Source organism: Candidatus Accumulibacter similis (assembly GCA_013347225.1).
Taxonomy (GTDB): Bacteria; Pseudomonadota; Gammaproteobacteria; order Burkholderiales; family Rhodocyclaceae; genus Accumulibacter; species Accumulibacter similis.
On the sequence record CP054595.1, the window covers coordinates 4,814,626 to 4,830,227 of the forward strand.

Here is a 15,602-nt window from a genome sequence, read left to right on the forward strand (position 1 = left end):
CGCATTGGCTTCGGTCATGGCGTCGTCCCGACGGCCGGCGGGCGCGAGAGGCGCTCGACCCTGGGGTCATCCCACTTGCCGGTGACCAGGTAGTCGAAACTGAAGGCCTTGCTCAGCGGCCCTTGCAGGATCTTGTCGGCGAGCAGCGTCGCGACGCCGGCCAGCGGGTTGATCACCGCCACACCGAGCGCCGCACTGCTGCCGAGGTCGGGCTGGACGCTGACTTCGAGACGCTGCGTTTCGTTCTTCAGGTCGGCTTCGCCGCTCATGACGACGCGTGCCGCAGGACCGCTGATCTGCAGCCGATCGGTATGCATGACGCCGCTCCTGACGGTGATGCTGCCGTTGATGCTGTCGAAGGCGAAACCCTCGCTGAAGATGTCGCCGAAGTCGAAGGTGAAACGGCGCGGCAGCCCCTGCAGGCTGATCAGCCCGAGCAGCTTGCCGACACCGGGATCGACCTTGAGGAACTGCCCCTTGCTTGCCTCGACCTGGATGTCGCCGGAGAGCGTCGCATAGTCCAGCTCTGCCGGGGCGCCGTTCCAGCCGATGCGGCCCTTCATGGCGGCCTTGCCGGCACGTACCGTACCCCCGTAGCCGAGGCGGTCGAGCAGGCTGCCGACGTCGCTGCTCTCGAGCGTGAAGTCGAGCTGCGTCCGGTTGGCCGCACTGAGCTGCCATTGGCCGCTGCCGGACAGGCTGCCATGAGGGTTGCGCAGGTCGATCTTGTCCAGGCGCCAGATGCCGCCATCGTTGTGCGCCTGCACCTCGAGGCGTCCAAAGCGCTTCCGTCCAATGACGAAGTCGTCGATCACCACGTCCAGGGCGGGCAGCTCCTTGAGTGGCTCTGTGGCGGCGACGTCGCCTCGCACCCTGTCCGGGCGGCGCCACTTGCGGAAGTGCGCCTTCAACCGGCCAGCGCCGCTGCCGTCCCACTGAAAGGTACCCGCTGCCTGGTCCGCTTCGACGTTGCCGCGCCAGCGCGTGGTGATGCCCGTGATGCCGACGCCGACGCCAGTGTAGGTCTGGCCGAGGACGACGAATTCGTCAGCCTTGACATCGACGGCGACGGGCAGGCCGGCGGCTCCGGCCTCGCTGCCCTTCCTGCCGCCGCCGATGAGCCTGTGCCAGTCGTCGAGGTCGATGCTGCGCGCGCTGATGCCGAGATTGAGCCCGCGCTCGGGCAGCGCAGCGGCCGGCCTGCCGACCATGACCATACCGCGCTCGACCTGCGCCTCGTTCCCCTGCTTGCGGCGAATCAGGTGCAGGTCGAGCACGTTGCCGAGGGAGGCTCGCACCTGCTCGCGGACGATGGCCTGGCCGCCGGCGGTCGCCGGCGCCGCTGGCAGCAGCCCGTTCTCGAAATGCAGCGGCATCGCTTCGCCGGCAGACTTGCCAAGCGGCGCCGGCAGGGTCGAGGTGACGCCAACCAGGTCGGAGTCCACCAGGACGTCGACATCGCGCTTGCGCACCCGGACCTCGGCGCGGTAGTTGGTGCCACCAGTGACGCCGGTGAGCAGCGGCGAGTCGATGTGCCGTCGCAGTTCATCAACGGCCAGCGAGCCACTGGCGATCACCCGCACCTTGCCGGCCTGCGGGCCACCCGTGATGCGCAGCGGACCACCGAACAGCCTGGCGTTGATCTCGGGAACGCGCAGCTCCTTTTCCGAGAACTGCAGCTGGCCCGTCACCTGCTGCAGCGGCGGCAGTGCGGGATCGACGACGACCTCGTTCGCCTTGAAGGTGTAGGTGCCGTCGATCTTCGATTCACCAAGCCGCGCCTCCTCGAGCGGGATGAGCAGCGCGATCTCGAGCCGGCCCGTTCCCCGGGCACTCATCTTCTCGGTGAAATGGTCGATCTGCGCTGCCACCGGGCTCTGGTCGATGTACTTGAGGAACTCGGCCGTCGCTCCGGCGACCTGTCCCTTGAGCTTGAGCGTGCTCACCGGCGCGTCGAAATCCGGGATCTCGGCGCGCGTCTGCGTCAGCGTCGCGCCGAGGATCGAGCCGCGACGCGCCTGTACCACCATGCCGTTCCCTTCGAAACGCAGGTCGGCATCGATGCCACTGATCGGCGGCCAGCCGGTACCGTAGTCGAGGACGACATCCTGTGCCTTGACGGTGACCAGGAACTGTCCCTGCCTGCGGTCGAGGAAGGGGAAATTCGCCAGGTCGCCCTTGAGGATCAGCCTGGCCTCGCTGGCGCTCCCCTCCTTCAGCGCATCGCGCAGCCAGTGGCGGGCATCGACGTTGATCACCGCCGGCAGGTAGCGCCAGACTGCGGTCGCTTCAGCCCGCGTCAGCGCTGCCGTCAGGTCGATGCTGCCCGGTCCTCCGGGACTGCTGCGGTAGGTTCCCTGCGCCGAACCGGCGGCGTCGGCCCCGGCGAAGTCGAGGCGCGACAGTTCGGCCTCGAGCTGGCCCTGGGCGATCTTCCACTTCGCCTGCGCGTTCAGTGTTTCGAGGGCGATCGACGACTCGGGAAAGACCTGCGGCAGCTCGACACGCACCTGTTGCGAACGCAGTTGCACGGCACCGCCCTTCTCGCTGGCGTCAAGCGAACCGGAAAGGCCGCTGACGCCGGGGAACCGGTGTGCCGGCCGCAACGCCAGATTCGCGAACGAGCCCTGCAGCGAGTAGGCCTGCAACTCCTCGGCGCTGCCCCGCCAACTTGCACGCAGTTCGCCAATGCGGCCGCGCGGCGCAAAGTCGTCGAGCAGGCGGCGCGATTGCGGGTCGAGCGGCAGGTAGGCGGCGAGTCCGCCGAAGGCACCGAGGTCCACCACGCTGGCGGTCGCACTGCCGCGCAGCGACGCGCCCGGCGGCTTCTCCTGCTGCCACTCGAGGTGGAAATCGGTCGGCTCGATGCGCAGTTCGGGCCCTTGCGCGGGCTGCCGGGATGCCGCGACGGCGGCGCTGTCGGCAACCGCCGGGGCCGCCAGCGACTGCGCGAGGAGTTCGACACGGCGGCCGTCGAGCCGCACGCCGCCGGGCAGGAACTGCGCCGCAATGCGACCGGAGAGCCGGTCCAGAGCCAGCTCCGGCAGGTTCTTTGCCAGCCGCAGATGGACGCTGGCGAGCGACAGGTCGGCGGTGAGTTCCTGCAGCGTCCCGGCGCCGAATCCGGCCCACGCCCGGATGGCACCGCGACCATGCGGCAGGGCGAAGGGGTAGTCGATCCAGGCTCGCCAGGCAGCGAGATCGATATGGTCGACCTGGACGAAGGCCTGCCCCTTCCAGCTCGCGGCGCTCTCGAGATCCCTGCCGCGGAAGTCGCCGCGCAGGTCGATCGCCGACGCCAGCTCGGCCGGCGGCAGTGCGGTCAGTCCGAAGCGGTGCTGGCGGCCGTCGTTGTCGAGTGCCAGGTTGACGTTCTCGAGGATCAGCGGCGGGGCGTCGCGTCTGGCGTCCTCCCAGAGCACCGTTGCGCCACTGACGCGAATCTGCTTCTGTGCCAGCACCCAGTCGACAACACCGCCATCGCTGTCGTCCTCGGTGACGGCGATGCCGGCGATGAAGAAGCGACCATCGCGGTCACGCCGCAGGTGCAGTGTCGGTTCATCGATGCGCAGCAGGCGCAGGCGCAACTGCATTCGCGGCAGCGAGGACCACGACAGGACACTCTCGACGCGCGAGAAGGCCAATGCGGGCTGGCCCTGGGCGTCGGCGATGCGCACGTCGGAAAGGACGAGATCGGGATTGAGTCCGGCCCAGTTCGCCTCGATGCCGCCGATGGCGACCGCAAGGCCGAGCGCCTCGCCGGCGGCGCGCTCGATCTCCGGCCGGTAGTTCTCGATGTTCGGCAGGATCAGGTAGCGCAGGCCGAGGACCAGCAGCACGAAGGCGAAGTAGAGCACGACGGCGGCCCGCAGGGCCCAGCGCCAGCCAGCGCGCACCGCCGGGTGCGAGACGAAGGGCACGAGACGGTGCAGGCGATGGTAGACCGCCGGGCGCAGTTCCTCCTGCCGCATCAGAACGGGCCAGCGCTGAGAGACTTTTGCCAACAGTCGGTGCGCGTCACTAGAATGTCGGGGTACCCGGTCGAATTGGCGGATCGCCAACGCATTGGCGATCCGCCAATTGTAACGGCTTTGCCGCCGTGCTTCAGCGCCCTTGGCACGGCACCCGCTCCGGCTCGAGACAAGATGAAGAGGCCATGAACAGCTCCAGCGACCCCAGCGGCGAACGGCCGCCCGATCTCGCCGCGGCGCGACTGGCAGCGACGGCGCACAGCCGCTACCTGCGTCAGTTGCTGGCCGCTCGCCCGCAAGTCGGCGTCTGGCTCGACGACCACGCCGAACGCCCGCTCACCGCCGCGCGCATGGGCGCCTTCCTGACCGCCGCCGCGCCGCTGTCCGACGAGGAACTCAAGCGTTGTCTGCGGCAGTTGCGGCAGCGCGTCATGGCCACCCTGATGGTGCGCGACATCGGTGGCCTCGCACCGTTGTCCGAGGTGGTCGAGACGATGACCGGACTCGCCGACGTCTGCACCAACTTCGCGCTCGATTTCCTGCACCGGCAACTCGCCGGGCAGTTCGGCGAGCCGCTCGACGAGCACGGCCGACCGCAGCGACTGCTGGTCATCGGCATGGGCAAGCTCGGCGGTCGCGAGCTCAACGTCTCGTCGGATGTCGATTACATCTTCGTCTACCCGGAGGAAGGGCAGACCGGCGGCAGCGGGCGCCGCCTCGACAACTACGAGTTCTTCCTGCGCCTCGGCAAGCGGCTGATCGGCGCCCTCGGCGATGTCAGCGAGGATGGTCAGGTCTTCCGGGTCGACATGCGGCTGCGGCCGAACGGCGATTCCGGGGCGCTGGTCGGCTCGCTCGGTTCGCTCGAGAACTACTTCATCGCGCAGGGCCGGGAGTGGGAACGCTACGCCTGGATCAAGGCGCGGGTGATGAACGAAGGGGCCAATCTGCAGCCGCAGTGGATCGATGCCCTGCAGCGCATCTGCCGCCCGTTCGTCTTCCGCAAGTACCTCGATTTCGGCGCCATCAATGCGATGCGCGACCTGCACGCGCAGATCCGGCGCGAGGTGGCGCGCCGCGACATGGCCGAGCACATCAAGCTCGGCCCCGGCGGCATCCGCGAGATCGAGTTCATCGCCCAGGTCTTCCAGCTCATTCGCGGCGGTCGCGACCCGGCCCTGCAGATTCGCCCGACGCTGCGCGTCCTGGCGCTGCTCGCCGAGCGCCGGCTGCTGCCGGCGGAGAGTGAACGCGAGCTGGCGACGGCCTACGAGTTCCTGCGCCGCCTCGAGCACCGCCTGCAGTACGTCGCCGACGCGCAGACACATCGTCTGCCGACCGGCGACGACGAGCGCCAGGCGATCGCGACCTCGATGGGCTGCAGCGACTGGACCTCGTTCCTGACGCTGCTCGACGCGCACCGCGCGGTCGTCGCCCGCCACTTCGAGCAGGTGTTCTCCGAACCCGAGGAAGGGCGGCACCCGCTGGCCGGAATCTGGGACGGCGCGACGGCAGCGGAGGACAGTCTCGAGCGCCTTTCGGCACTCGGCTTCCGCCAGCCGCAGGCGCTCCTCGAACGGGTGCAGGGTTTCCGCCGCAGCGGGCGCTACCTGCAACTGCCAGAAAGCAACCGCGAGCGTCTCGACGCCTTGGGGCCGCGGCTGCTCGATGCCGCCGCGGCGACGACGACACCCGACGCGACCTGGCAGCGCGGCCTCGACTTTCTCGACACGATCAGCCGTCGCGGCGCCTATCTCGCACTCCTGCAGCAGTATCCGCAGGCGCTGAAGAAGCTCGCCGAACTGATTGGCAGCTCGTCCTGGGCAGCCGATTACCTGACCCGCCACCCGATCCTGCTCGACGAACTGCTCGACTCGCGCATCTTCGACGTCACGACCGACTGGCAGCAGTTTCGCGCCAACCTGCAGGCGCGCCTGGCGCAGCACGTCGATGACACCGAGCGCGAAATGGACATCCTGCGCGAGACCCACCATGCGCAGGTCTTCCATTTCCTGGCGCAGGATCTGGCCGGCATGCACACGGTGGAGCACCTCGCCGACCGCCTCAGCGAACTCGCCGACATCATGGTGCAGACGACCCTCGACCTCTGCTGGCAGAAGCTGAGGCAGCGGCACCCGCGACCCGAGCTGCCGCCGCGATTCGCCGTCATCGCCTATGGCAAGCTCGGCGGCAAGGAACTGGGATTCGCTTCCGATCTCGATCTCGTCTATCTGCACAACGATCCGGAACGCGACGCCGGCGAACTCTATGCCCGCCTCGGCCAGCGCATGAGCACCTGGATGTCGAGCCAGACCGCTGCCGGCATGCTCTTCGAGGTGGACCTGCGGCTACGCCCGAACGGCGAGTCGGGAATGCTCGTCTGCCCGGTCGACGCCTTTCGTGACTATCAACTGCACAACGCCTGGGTGTGGGAACATCAGGCCCTGACGCGCGCCCGGTTCTGCGCCGGCGACAGGGCTCTCGGCGAGCAGTTCGAAGCCATCCGCATCGAAATCCTGCGGCAAGCACGCGATCCGGCAAGACTGCGCAGCGAAGTACTGGCCATGCGGCAGCGGATGTTCGAGCAGCACGCCTCGGGCAGCGACGAGTTCTTCGACATCAAGCACGACCGTGGCGGCCTGATAGACGTCGAGTTCATCGTCCAGTACCTGATCCTCGGGCACGCACGACAGCACGCCCCGCTCTGCGGCAATCTCGGCAACATCGCGCTGCTCGCCATCGCCGCCGAACTCGGACTGATTCCGACCGCAGCCGCAGCCGCGGTGCGCGACGCCTACCGCGACTATCGCCGCATGCAGCACGTCCTGCGGCTGAATGCCGGCCGCCGGGCGCGCGTCGAACGGGCGACGGTCGGTCGTCGCATCGAGGCGGTACGGGCACTCTGGCAACAGGTGTTCGAATTGCCGTAGGCATCGGTTATCATCGCTCCCTCCTCGCCAGCGATGAAGGAAGCACATGCGCCAGAACCTGCCGGTGACCGATGTCGAAACGATGCTGCCCGAGCACGCGTTCATCTACTCCCGAACCGACCTCAAGGGCGTGATCGTCGAGGCCAATGAAGCCTTCGCCAGCGTCAGCGGCTTCGAGCGCCAGGAAATGATCGGCCAGCCACACAACATCGTCCGTCACCCCGACATGCCCGGCGAGGCTTTCGCCGACCTCTGGCGGGAGCTGAAGAGCGGCCGCCCGTGGCGCGCCATCGTCAAGAATCGGCGCAAGGACGGTGGCTTCTACTGGGTGGTCGCGAATGTCTCACCGGTCCGTGAAAGCGGCCAGGTCGTCGGCTACCAGTCGGTCCGCAGCCGGCCGACGCGCGCCGAGATCGATGCCGCAGCCACCGCCTACCAGCGGATCCGTCAGGGAGATCAGCGGCTGACCATCGAGCAGGGGCGCGTCGTGAATCGTCGTGCTGTCGGGATCGCCCGCCTGCTCTCGTTGCCGGTGCAGTTGACCCTGGTCGGCGTCGTCGCCCTGCTCGGCGCGGCCATGCGCCTCGCCGGAGCGAGCTTGACCGGCGGCGCCGTCGGCACCCTGCTCGACCTGCTGGCAGTCGCTTCTGTCCTCTATGGCCTGTTCTTCCTTTTCGCCTACGTGCCACGCCTGCAGGGCGACCTGCGTGGCTTCGCCGACTGGATCGGGCAACTGCTGACCAGCGGCAACCTCCGGCAACGAATCGATTCGCCGCGCAGCGACATCCTCGGCACTGTCATCCGCCAGACGGACCGCTTCGTGTCCACGGTGCAGGCGACGGTACAGGGCATGGCCGACGTTGCGGCGCAGGTCGGCGACGCAACACGCGATGTCGGTCGTGGCGTGCAGCAGGTCCAGGAAGCGGCGAGCAAGCAGAACATGGCGACCGCATCGGCAACCACCGCCGTCGATGAAGTGACCGCACTGATCGCCCGCGTTGCCGAAAATGCGCGCGCAACGCACGGCGTCGCCAGCCAGACGGGGGGCGTCTCGCGCGCCGGCGCCAGCGAGTCCGAGGAAGCCTGCGCCGCCATCAGCTGCCTCGCCGAAACGGTCCGCCTGTCGGCCGAACAGGTTGAAACGCTCGGTCAGCGGTCGACCGAGATCAGCCAGATCACCTCGGTGATCAAGGAGATCGCCGATCAGACCAACCTGCTGGCGCTGAACGCCGCCATCGAAGCGGCGCGGGCCGGCGAGCAGGGGCGAGGATTCGCGGTGGTCGCCGATGAGGTGCGCAAACTGGCCGAACGGACCGGCAAGGCAACGCAACAGATCAGCGACCTGGTCAGCGTCATCCATGCCGAAACCACGACCGCGGTCGATGGCATGCGCGCCGGAGCGACGCAGGTCGGCGAGGGGGTTCAACGGGTCACTGCGTCGAAGCAAATCCTGCAGCGGATCAAGGTCGAGATGGACGAGACGATCCGGCGCGTCGAGGAGATCTCGCAAGCGTCGATCGGCCAGAATGCGGCAATGGCACAACTGGCGGAAAACGTCAGGCAGGTATCGGCGATGACCGGCGCCAGCGTCTCGCTTGCCTGTCAGACCGACGCGATGGTGCGCGAACTGACGGCGATGGTCGATCGGATGGAAAAGTCGGTCGGCCAGTTCTCGGTCTAGCAGGACAGTCGGCACCCCTGCGGCCACTGCGGTTCCCCTGCCGCCAGGCCGGCTTGGCCGGCGGCTGCTCAGCCGTTTCTGTTGCCCACTTCGTCCGCCAGTCCAGCAAAGGCGAGAATCCACTCGAGAGCCTCGATCTGGCACCGGTTGACCGTGGCGAGATCGTGGCCGCAAGCTGCGGCCAGCGTCTCGATCGACGCCTGGTCACCGCCTTCGCAGGCGATGGCCAGCTCGAGGTAAGGCGCTTGCCTGCCGCTGCGCCGCAACAGCGCGTCCGTCACCTCTGCCGGCAGGCTGAAGTTCTCGAGCGCCCGCGGCATGGTCATCGCAAAGATTCGGTCGATCATCGACAGGACGCCGACGATGAAGAAATCGCGGCGTTCGCTTTCCGGCACCTGGCTGCCGGCGAGAAGCTCCATGAAACGGCCGCGGACCAGGGCCGCCTCACGCCAGGCATGCTCCATCGGGTGCCTGTCTTCCGGCCGCTGGCTCGAAAAGAGCAGCAGCGTCGCCCAGCGGTACAGTTCGTCGTAGCCGAGATAGGCGATCGCCTGCTTCAGATCCCGGATCGGACTGCGCAGCCGGAAAGCCGGTGAATTGACGACCCGCAGCAGACGCAGGACCAGGGTCGGATCTGCCCAGGCCCTTTCTGCCAGTTCGTCGGGACTGGCCTGTCGCCCTATCGCGTTGAGCAGTTCCATCGCCGCGACCCTGTACGGCGGTACGACGACATTGCCTTCCGTCCGCTCGCCGCAGCCGACGAACCCACCATGAAAGTAGGTGAAGCGCAGAAGCCGGCAAGCAGCATACATCTCGAGAAAGTGGATGTGCATGGCCACCAGGGGCTTGTCCTCGAGCCGGCCTGCCAGTCGTCGCTGGACGTCCAGGAGATCCGGCGGCGCGAGGCGCCCGGCATCGACCACGATGTAGTCCGCCAGCGCCGCAAGCCGCTCGTCGCTGCCGAGCAGTTCCTGCGCGCAGCCGAGAGAAAAACCCATCTCGCGCAGGCGGGACATACCCGCAAAGAGCTTCTCCTCCTCGCCTGCCTGCCCCTCCTGATGCCACGCAATGTGGAGAACAACGTTGCGCCGCGGCAGCGCGGACAGCGCCGGATGCTCGAGAACGCTGATGTCCACCGGCAGAAAGACCAGGCGCTGCGCGAGCAGCGCCTCCAGCCTGGCCTGCACGAAGTGCCAGAGAAGAGCCGCCGCGAACAGCCGGCGCGCGGGTGCCTGCCACGGTGTCGCGTGCACCGGCCGCGGCCTCTCTACGGACAGTTCATGGGCGACGACTCGCTGCTCGCGATCGAGGATCGGGCGATGGTGCAGGTAGTTGCCCGGCACCATGCCGACGGCGGGCGATGGCGACGGTGGTGCAGCAACGGGCGGTTGCACCGGCCGCGGACGAAACAGGGACAGCAGGCTCTTGAACACGTCAACCGCCAGACAGCACCGACCGGGAAACGCGGCTGCCGGCAGGAAGCCGCAGCACCATGCCTTCGTCTGGTTCGAGGACCAGTTGCGCCAGGCTGAGCCTCCTGGGCGCCGTCATCGCCGTTGACAGCAGGAGGTCGGCCGCAGCGTCGGACAGCGGCAGCGCCGGGCGCCGACGCTCGGCGCCGAAGTTGAGCAGCACGAGCAACGTGCTGCCCCGATCGCCGCGCAGGTAGGCGAAGACGTCCGGCTGGTCGGCGTCGAGCGACTGGTAGAAACCGCTGGCGAGCGCCGGTTCGGCTCGCCGCAGTGCGGTCATGGCGCGGAAGAACCCGAGCGGCGAGGCCGGATCGGCCGCTTGGCTGGCAACGTTGCGCGTGCTGCAATCCGCTGCCAGCGGCAGCCAGGAACGGACCCCGGCGGCCGCAAAACCGGCATTCGCCGAGGCATCCCACTGCATCGGCGTGCGCTGCGGGTCGCGGCCGACGAGATGCGCGATTTCGGGCTGCCTGAGTGCCGGCGGATCCTGCATCAGTGTCAGTGGCAGCGGCACGTCGAGCATGCCGATCTCGTCGCCGTAATAGCAGGTTGGCGTGCCGCGCAGCGTCAGCAGCAGCATGTTGGCGACCCGCGCCTGAGACAACCCGACACGGGTCGCCAGCCGCTTCTGGTCGTGATTGCCGAGCACCCAATTGGGCCACGCGTGCACGGGCAGCAGCGCCTCGTACTCGTCCACCACGCGGCGGATGACGGCGGCGTCCCAGGGGGCGCGGATGAGCTGGAAGTTGAATGGCAGGTGGCACTCCGCGCCGTCCTCATTGCCGTAGTAGCGGACCAACTCGGCATTCGGCAGGTAGAGTTCGCCGATCATCAGGCGGTCGTCCCAGCCGTCGAGAAACGCCCGCATCTGGCGGATCAGGCCATGTACTTCGGGAAGGTTGGCCGTGTGCACGTGCAGCAGGCTCTGGTACTCGCGAATTCCGTTCCAGGCTGGGTTCGCCGGTTCATCACGGAACAGCGGGTCCTTCAGGAGCATGCCGATGACGTCGACACGGAAGCCATCGACCCCCTTGTCGAGCCAGAAACGCATGCAGTCGAGCATCGCCGGCAGGACTTCGGGGTGACGATGGTTCAGTTCCGGCTGTTGCGGCAGGAACTGGTGCATGTAGTACTGTCCGCTGCCTTCGTCGAAGGTCCAGGCCGGGCCGCCGAAGTGGCTCAGCCAGTTGTTCGGCGGTCCGCCATCGGGCGCCGGGTCGCGCCAGATGTACCACGCACGCCGCGGGTCGTCGCGGCTACTGCGGCTGGCGATGAACCAGGGATGCCGATGTGAGCTGTGATTGGGAACCAGGTCGAGAACAAGCCGCATGCCACGCCGGTGCACCTCGGCCAGCAGGCGGTCGAAGTCGGCCATGCTGCCGAAGAGGGGATCGATGGCACAGTAGTCGGCGACGTCGTAACCGAAGTCATGCATCGGTGAGGGATAGATCGGTGACAGCCAGATGATGTCGACGTTGAGACCGTGCAGGTAATCCAGGCGGGCGATGATCCCCGCCAGGTCGCCCACGCCATCGCCGTTGCTGTCCTGGAACGAGCGCGGGTAGACTTGGTAAATGATGCCGCGCTGCCACCAGCTGGCGGCAGCGCTCATGGCCGAGCGGCGGCCTGGCAGGCAGCAGCCATACGGTCCAGGGCAGTGGCGAGCGTCGACCGCGGGCAGCCGAAATTCAGTCGGACCCAGCCCGCCAGGCCAAATTCGGCGCCGCTCGACAGTCCGACCCCGGCTTCCTCGAAACAGGCCGCTGGGTCGGTCACGGCGAGACCGCGGGCGTCGATCCACGCCAGGTAGGTCGCCTCGACATGGCTCATGGCAAGACCGGGCATCGAGCGCACGGCGGCTTCAACGGCGTCGCGGTTGTGGCGCAGCGCAACGAGCAGGGCGCGCTGCCAGTCGTCGCAGTCGCGATAGGCGGCTTCGCATGCAGCGAGGCCGAGCACATTGACGTGCGGCACGATCCCGCGCATGGCGGCGCTGAAACGGCGACGCAAGGCCGGGTCGGCGATGACCGCGAAGGCACAGCCGAGACCGGGAATGTTCCAGGTCTTGGAGGGCGCCATGAGCGTGATCGTCCGCCGCGCGACCTCGTCGCCGAGCATCGCCAGCGGCAGGTGGCGGCGATGCTCGTCGAGCACAAGCCCGCAGTGAATCTCGTCGGAGCAGACGATGAGGTCGTTGCGCAGGCTGAAGGCAGCGATCTGCTCGAGTTCCTGCCGCTGCCACGCGCGGCCGACCGGGTTGTGCGGATGGCAGAGCAACAGCAGCCGGCTACCCGGCAGCACCGCGTCCTGCAGCGCCGCGAAGTCGAACACCCAGCGCTCGTCAACCTGGCACAGTGCCGCGGTCGTCAGCCGCCGGCCTGAGAGGCGCGGAGCGCTGAGAAATGGCGGATAGACCGGCGTCGCCGTCACGACGTCACCGTCGACGGCGCGGCAGGCGACGTTGAGCCCACTCACCAGTCCGGGCAGCCAGAGCAGCCACTCTGCCTCGACGTGCCAGCCGTATTCGCGCCGCAGGTTGCCGATCACGGCTTCGTAAAGCCCCGGCATCGGCTCCGCATAGCCGAAGCAGCCGTGCGCGACGCGTCGCTCCAGCGCGGCGATGATCGCCGGCGGCGCGGCGAAGTCCATGTCGGCGACCCACAGCGGCAGCACGTCGCGCCCGGCGTAGCGGTTCCACTTCAGCGAATCGCCACGCGAGCGGTCGACGACGCGCTCGAAGGCATGAGCCGGCACGTCGACAGCGCGGCCGCTCACACTTCGAGATGCGCGTAGAGTTGGGTCGTCAGGTAGCGCTCGCCGAAAGAGGGAACGATCACCACCGTCAGCTTGCCGGCGTTCTCTGGCCGGCGAGCGACGGCGAGCGCCGCCCAGACGGCAGCGCCGGAGGAGATGCCCACGAGCAGACCTTCCTCGGTTGCCATCCGGCGGGCGATGGCGAACGCATCGTCGGCACCGACCCGCTGCACTTCGTCGTAGATGCTGGTGTTGAGCACGCCGGGGACGAAACCGGCGCCGATTCCCTGGATTGGATGCGGACCCTTGGTGCCGCCCGAGAGTACCGGCGATGCTTCCGGCTCGACGGCGATGACCTGCAGCCCCGGCTTTCTCGCCTTGAGCACTTCGCCGACGCCGGTGATGGTGCCGCCGGTGCCGACACCGGCGACGAAGATGTCCACCTGGCCGTCGGTGTCGCGCCACACCTCCTCGGCCGTGGTCGCACGATGGATCGCGGGATTGGCCGGATTCTCGAACTGCTGCGGGATGAAGTAGCGCGTGTCGCTGGCCGCCATTTCCTCGGCGCGACGTATCGCGCCACCCATGCCGTCAGGCCCCGGTGTCAGCACGAGTTCGGCGCCGTAGGCGCGGAGCAGCAGACGACGTTCGCGGCTCATGGTTTCCGGCATCACGAAGCAGCACCTGATGCCGCGCGCGGCGCAGACCATCGCCAGTCCGATGCCGGTGTTGCCGGAAGTGGGCTCGAGCACCACCGTCTCCGGACCAATGCGACCGCTCGCCTGCGCCGCGTCGATCATGGCGACCGCGATCCGGTCCTTGACACTGTGAGCGGGATTGTAGAACTCGAGCTTGACGCAGATGCTGCCGTCAATCCCTTCAGTCAGGCGGTTGAGCCTGACCAGCGGCGTGTTGCCGACCAGTTCGGTGACGTTTCCGGCGATGTTCATGGGCATGTTGGCTTGCTCCTCGGAAGTGATCGACGATCGACCGGCCCGGGCTGCGATGGTGGGATCGGCAGGACCGGCGACGGTCGCAGGCTCTCGCCGCAGTCTATGCGGGAAAGCCGGTTGACCGCAAGCGAATGGACCTGCCGCAACCCGGCGCAGCGCGGCCACAGCCCCGACGGTTGGCGCCGGCGCCGTCCGCCACTATCTGGGCGACCCTGACCGGCGAGGTGACGGCGGCCGTCCCGGCTGCCGGCGCGCAGCTAGGCGAGGAAGAGCCGGTAAGCCTGGTTGCCGGTCTCGTCCCAGTGCGCGTAACCGAGCGTGCGCAGGAATTGCCGGAAGTCGCCCATCTCGTCGGGCGGCACCTGCATGCCGACCAGCACGCGACCGTAGTCCGCACCGTGGTTGCGATAGTGGAAAAGGCTGATGTTCCAGCCGGCACTCATCCGGTTGAGGAAGTTCATCAGCGCTCCCGGTCGCTCGGGGAACTCGAAACGGTAAACGATCTCGTTGCTGATCGTTGGCGAGTGCCCGCCCACCAGATGGCGGATGTGGCCCTTTGCCATTTCGTCATCGGTCAGGTCGAGAGTCGGGTAGCCGTGCTTGCGCAGATGCTGCAACAGGCGTACCGACTCGGCACGCGAAGCAACCTGGATGCCGACGAAGACATGCGCCTCACGCTGATCGTTGTAGCGGTAGTTGAACTCGGTGATGCTGCGAGCACCGATCAGGGCTACGAACTGCTTGTAGGCGCCCGGGCGCTCGGGCAGCGTCACGGCAAAGACCGCCTCGCGCTGCTCGCCGATCTCCGCCCGTTCGGCGACGAAACGCAGCCGGTCGAAGTTGATGTTGGCGCCCGATGCGGTGGCGATCAGCGTCTTGCCCTGCAGCCGATGCCGCCCGGCGTATTCCTTGACGCCCGCAATCGCCAGCGCGCCCGCCGGTTCGAGCACGGCGCGCGTGTCCTCGAAGACGTCCTTGATGGCGGCGCAGATGGCGTCGGTGTCGACCAGCACCATTTCGTCGACGTAGGCCTGACAGAGGCGGAACGTCTCCTCGCCGACGTACTTGACCGCGGCGCCGTCGGCAAACAGGCCGACGTGTTCGAGCCGGACACGCTTGCCGGCACGCAGTGAACGCGCCATCGCGTCGGCGTCGACCGCTTCGACGCCGACGATCCTGGTCGCCGGTCGCAGGCGCTTGACGTAGGCGGCAATACCCGAGATCAGGCCACCGCCACCGACACAGCAGAAGATGGCGTCAATCGGCTGCGCATGCTGGCGCAGGATCTCCATGCCGATGGTACCCTGGCCGGCGATCACGTCCGGATCGTCAAATGGATGCACGAAGCCCAGCCGCTCGCTCTTCTCGATCTCCAGGGCGTGCGCATAGGCGTCATCGTAGGACTCGCCGGCGAGCACCACTTCGCCGCCGCGCTGCCGTACCGCCTGGATCTTGATCTGCGGCGTCGTCGTCGGCATGACGATCACGGCCCGGCAGCCAATCTTGGCGGCAGCCAGGGCAACGCCCTGGGCATGGTTGCCCGCTGAAGCGCAGATCACACCGCGCTTGAGCTTCTCCTTCGACAGATGAATGATCTTGTTGTACGCGCCGCGCAGCTTGAAGGAGAAGACGGGCTGCAGGTCCTCGCGCTTGAGCAGCACCCGATTGCCGATGCGTGCCGACAGGCCTGGTGCCCCATCCAGCGGGGTTTCGATCGCCACGTCATAGACCCGGGCGTTGAGAATTCTCTCGAGGTAATCCGTAGACATGGCGGCAGACAGGGCCGGGTCGGCGGCAAAGGTTCCGATTCTAGCAGCAGAAGGCAGCGCGCAGGCGCTGCC

General features: G+C 67.6%; 8 protein-coding genes. 2 read left to right on the top strand and 6 right to left on the bottom strand.

All coding sequences use genetic code 11. The features are described 5' to 3' along the window. Positions 1–14: 14 nt before the first annotated feature. The gene (locus HT579_21265; GenBank protein QKS31234.1) at positions 15–4,061 is read right to left on the bottom strand and encodes a TIGR02099 family protein; all 4,047 of its coding nucleotides are present in this window, start codon (positions 4,059–4,061) and stop codon (positions 15–17) included. Between the two features lie 95 nt (positions 4,062–4,156). Between HT579_21265 and glnE the strand changes: the two genes are divergently transcribed. Continuing rightward, a complete protein-coding gene (gene glnE / locus HT579_21270; protein QKS31235.1) occupies positions 4,157–6,901 on the top strand; it encodes a bifunctional [glutamate--ammonia ligase]-adenylyl-L-tyrosine phosphorylase/[glutamate--ammonia-ligase] adenylyltransferase in 2,745 nt (914 codons plus the stop codon). Between the two features lie 46 nt (positions 6,902–6,947). Further along, on the top strand, positions 6,948–8,582 hold the full coding sequence (locus HT579_21275; GenBank protein ID QKS31236.1) for a PAS domain S-box protein: 1,635 nt from the start codon (positions 6,948–6,950) through the stop codon (positions 8,580–8,582). A gap of 68 nt (positions 8,583–8,650) precedes the next feature. Here HT579_21275 and HT579_21280 read toward each other — a convergent pair whose 3' ends face one another. The 5 genes from HT579_21280 to ilvA form a co-directional block, all read right to left on the bottom strand. Beyond that, positions 8,651–10,015 (bottom strand): HDOD domain-containing protein, encoded by a 1,365-nt coding sequence (locus HT579_21280; protein ID QKS31237.1) that lies wholly within the window; start codon positions 10,013–10,015, stop codon positions 8,651–8,653. Position 10,016: 1 nt separating this feature from the next. Then, positions 10,017–11,666 carry a DUF3459 domain-containing protein gene (locus HT579_21285; protein QKS31238.1) on the bottom strand — a complete coding sequence of 550 codons (1,650 nt, stop codon included), beginning with the start codon at positions 11,664–11,666 and terminating at the stop codon, positions 10,017–10,019. After that, positions 11,663–12,808 (bottom strand): putative C-S lyase, encoded by a 1,146-nt coding sequence (locus HT579_21290; GenBank protein ID QKS31750.1) that lies wholly within the window; start codon positions 12,806–12,808, stop codon positions 11,663–11,665. Before HT579_21290 ends, HT579_21285 begins: the two co-directional genes overlap by 4 nt. 17 nt (positions 12,809–12,825) lie before the next feature. Beyond that, entirely contained in the window at positions 12,826–13,758 is a 933-nt protein-coding gene (gene cysK / locus HT579_21295) for a cysteine synthase A (GenBank protein QKS31751.1), read from the bottom strand. Positions 13,759–14,018: 260 nt separating this feature from the next. Continuing rightward, positions 14,019–15,530 carry a threonine ammonia-lyase, biosynthetic gene (ilvA, locus tag HT579_21300; protein QKS31239.1) on the bottom strand — a complete coding sequence of 504 codons (1,512 nt, stop codon included), beginning with the start codon at positions 15,528–15,530 and terminating at the stop codon, positions 14,019–14,021. Positions 15,531–15,602: the final 72 nt, after the last annotated feature.

Coding starts and splice junctions, on each gene's coding strand:
- glnE (QKS31235.1), top strand. CDS start 4,157: ATGAACAGCTCCAGCGACCCCAGCGGCGAACGGCCGCCCGATCTCGCC.
- cysK (QKS31751.1), bottom strand. CDS start 13,758: ATGAACATCGCCGGAAACGTCACCGAACTGGTCGGCAACACGCCGCTG.
- HT579_21285 (QKS31238.1), bottom strand. CDS start 11,666: ATGAGCGCTGCCGCCAGCTGGTGGCAGCGCGGCATCATTTACCAAGTC.
- ilvA (QKS31239.1), bottom strand. CDS start 15,530: ATGTCTACGGATTACCTCGAGAGAATTCTCAACGCCCGGGTCTATGAC.
- HT579_21275 (QKS31236.1), top strand. CDS start 6,948: ATGCGCCAGAACCTGCCGGTGACCGATGTCGAAACGATGCTGCCCGAG.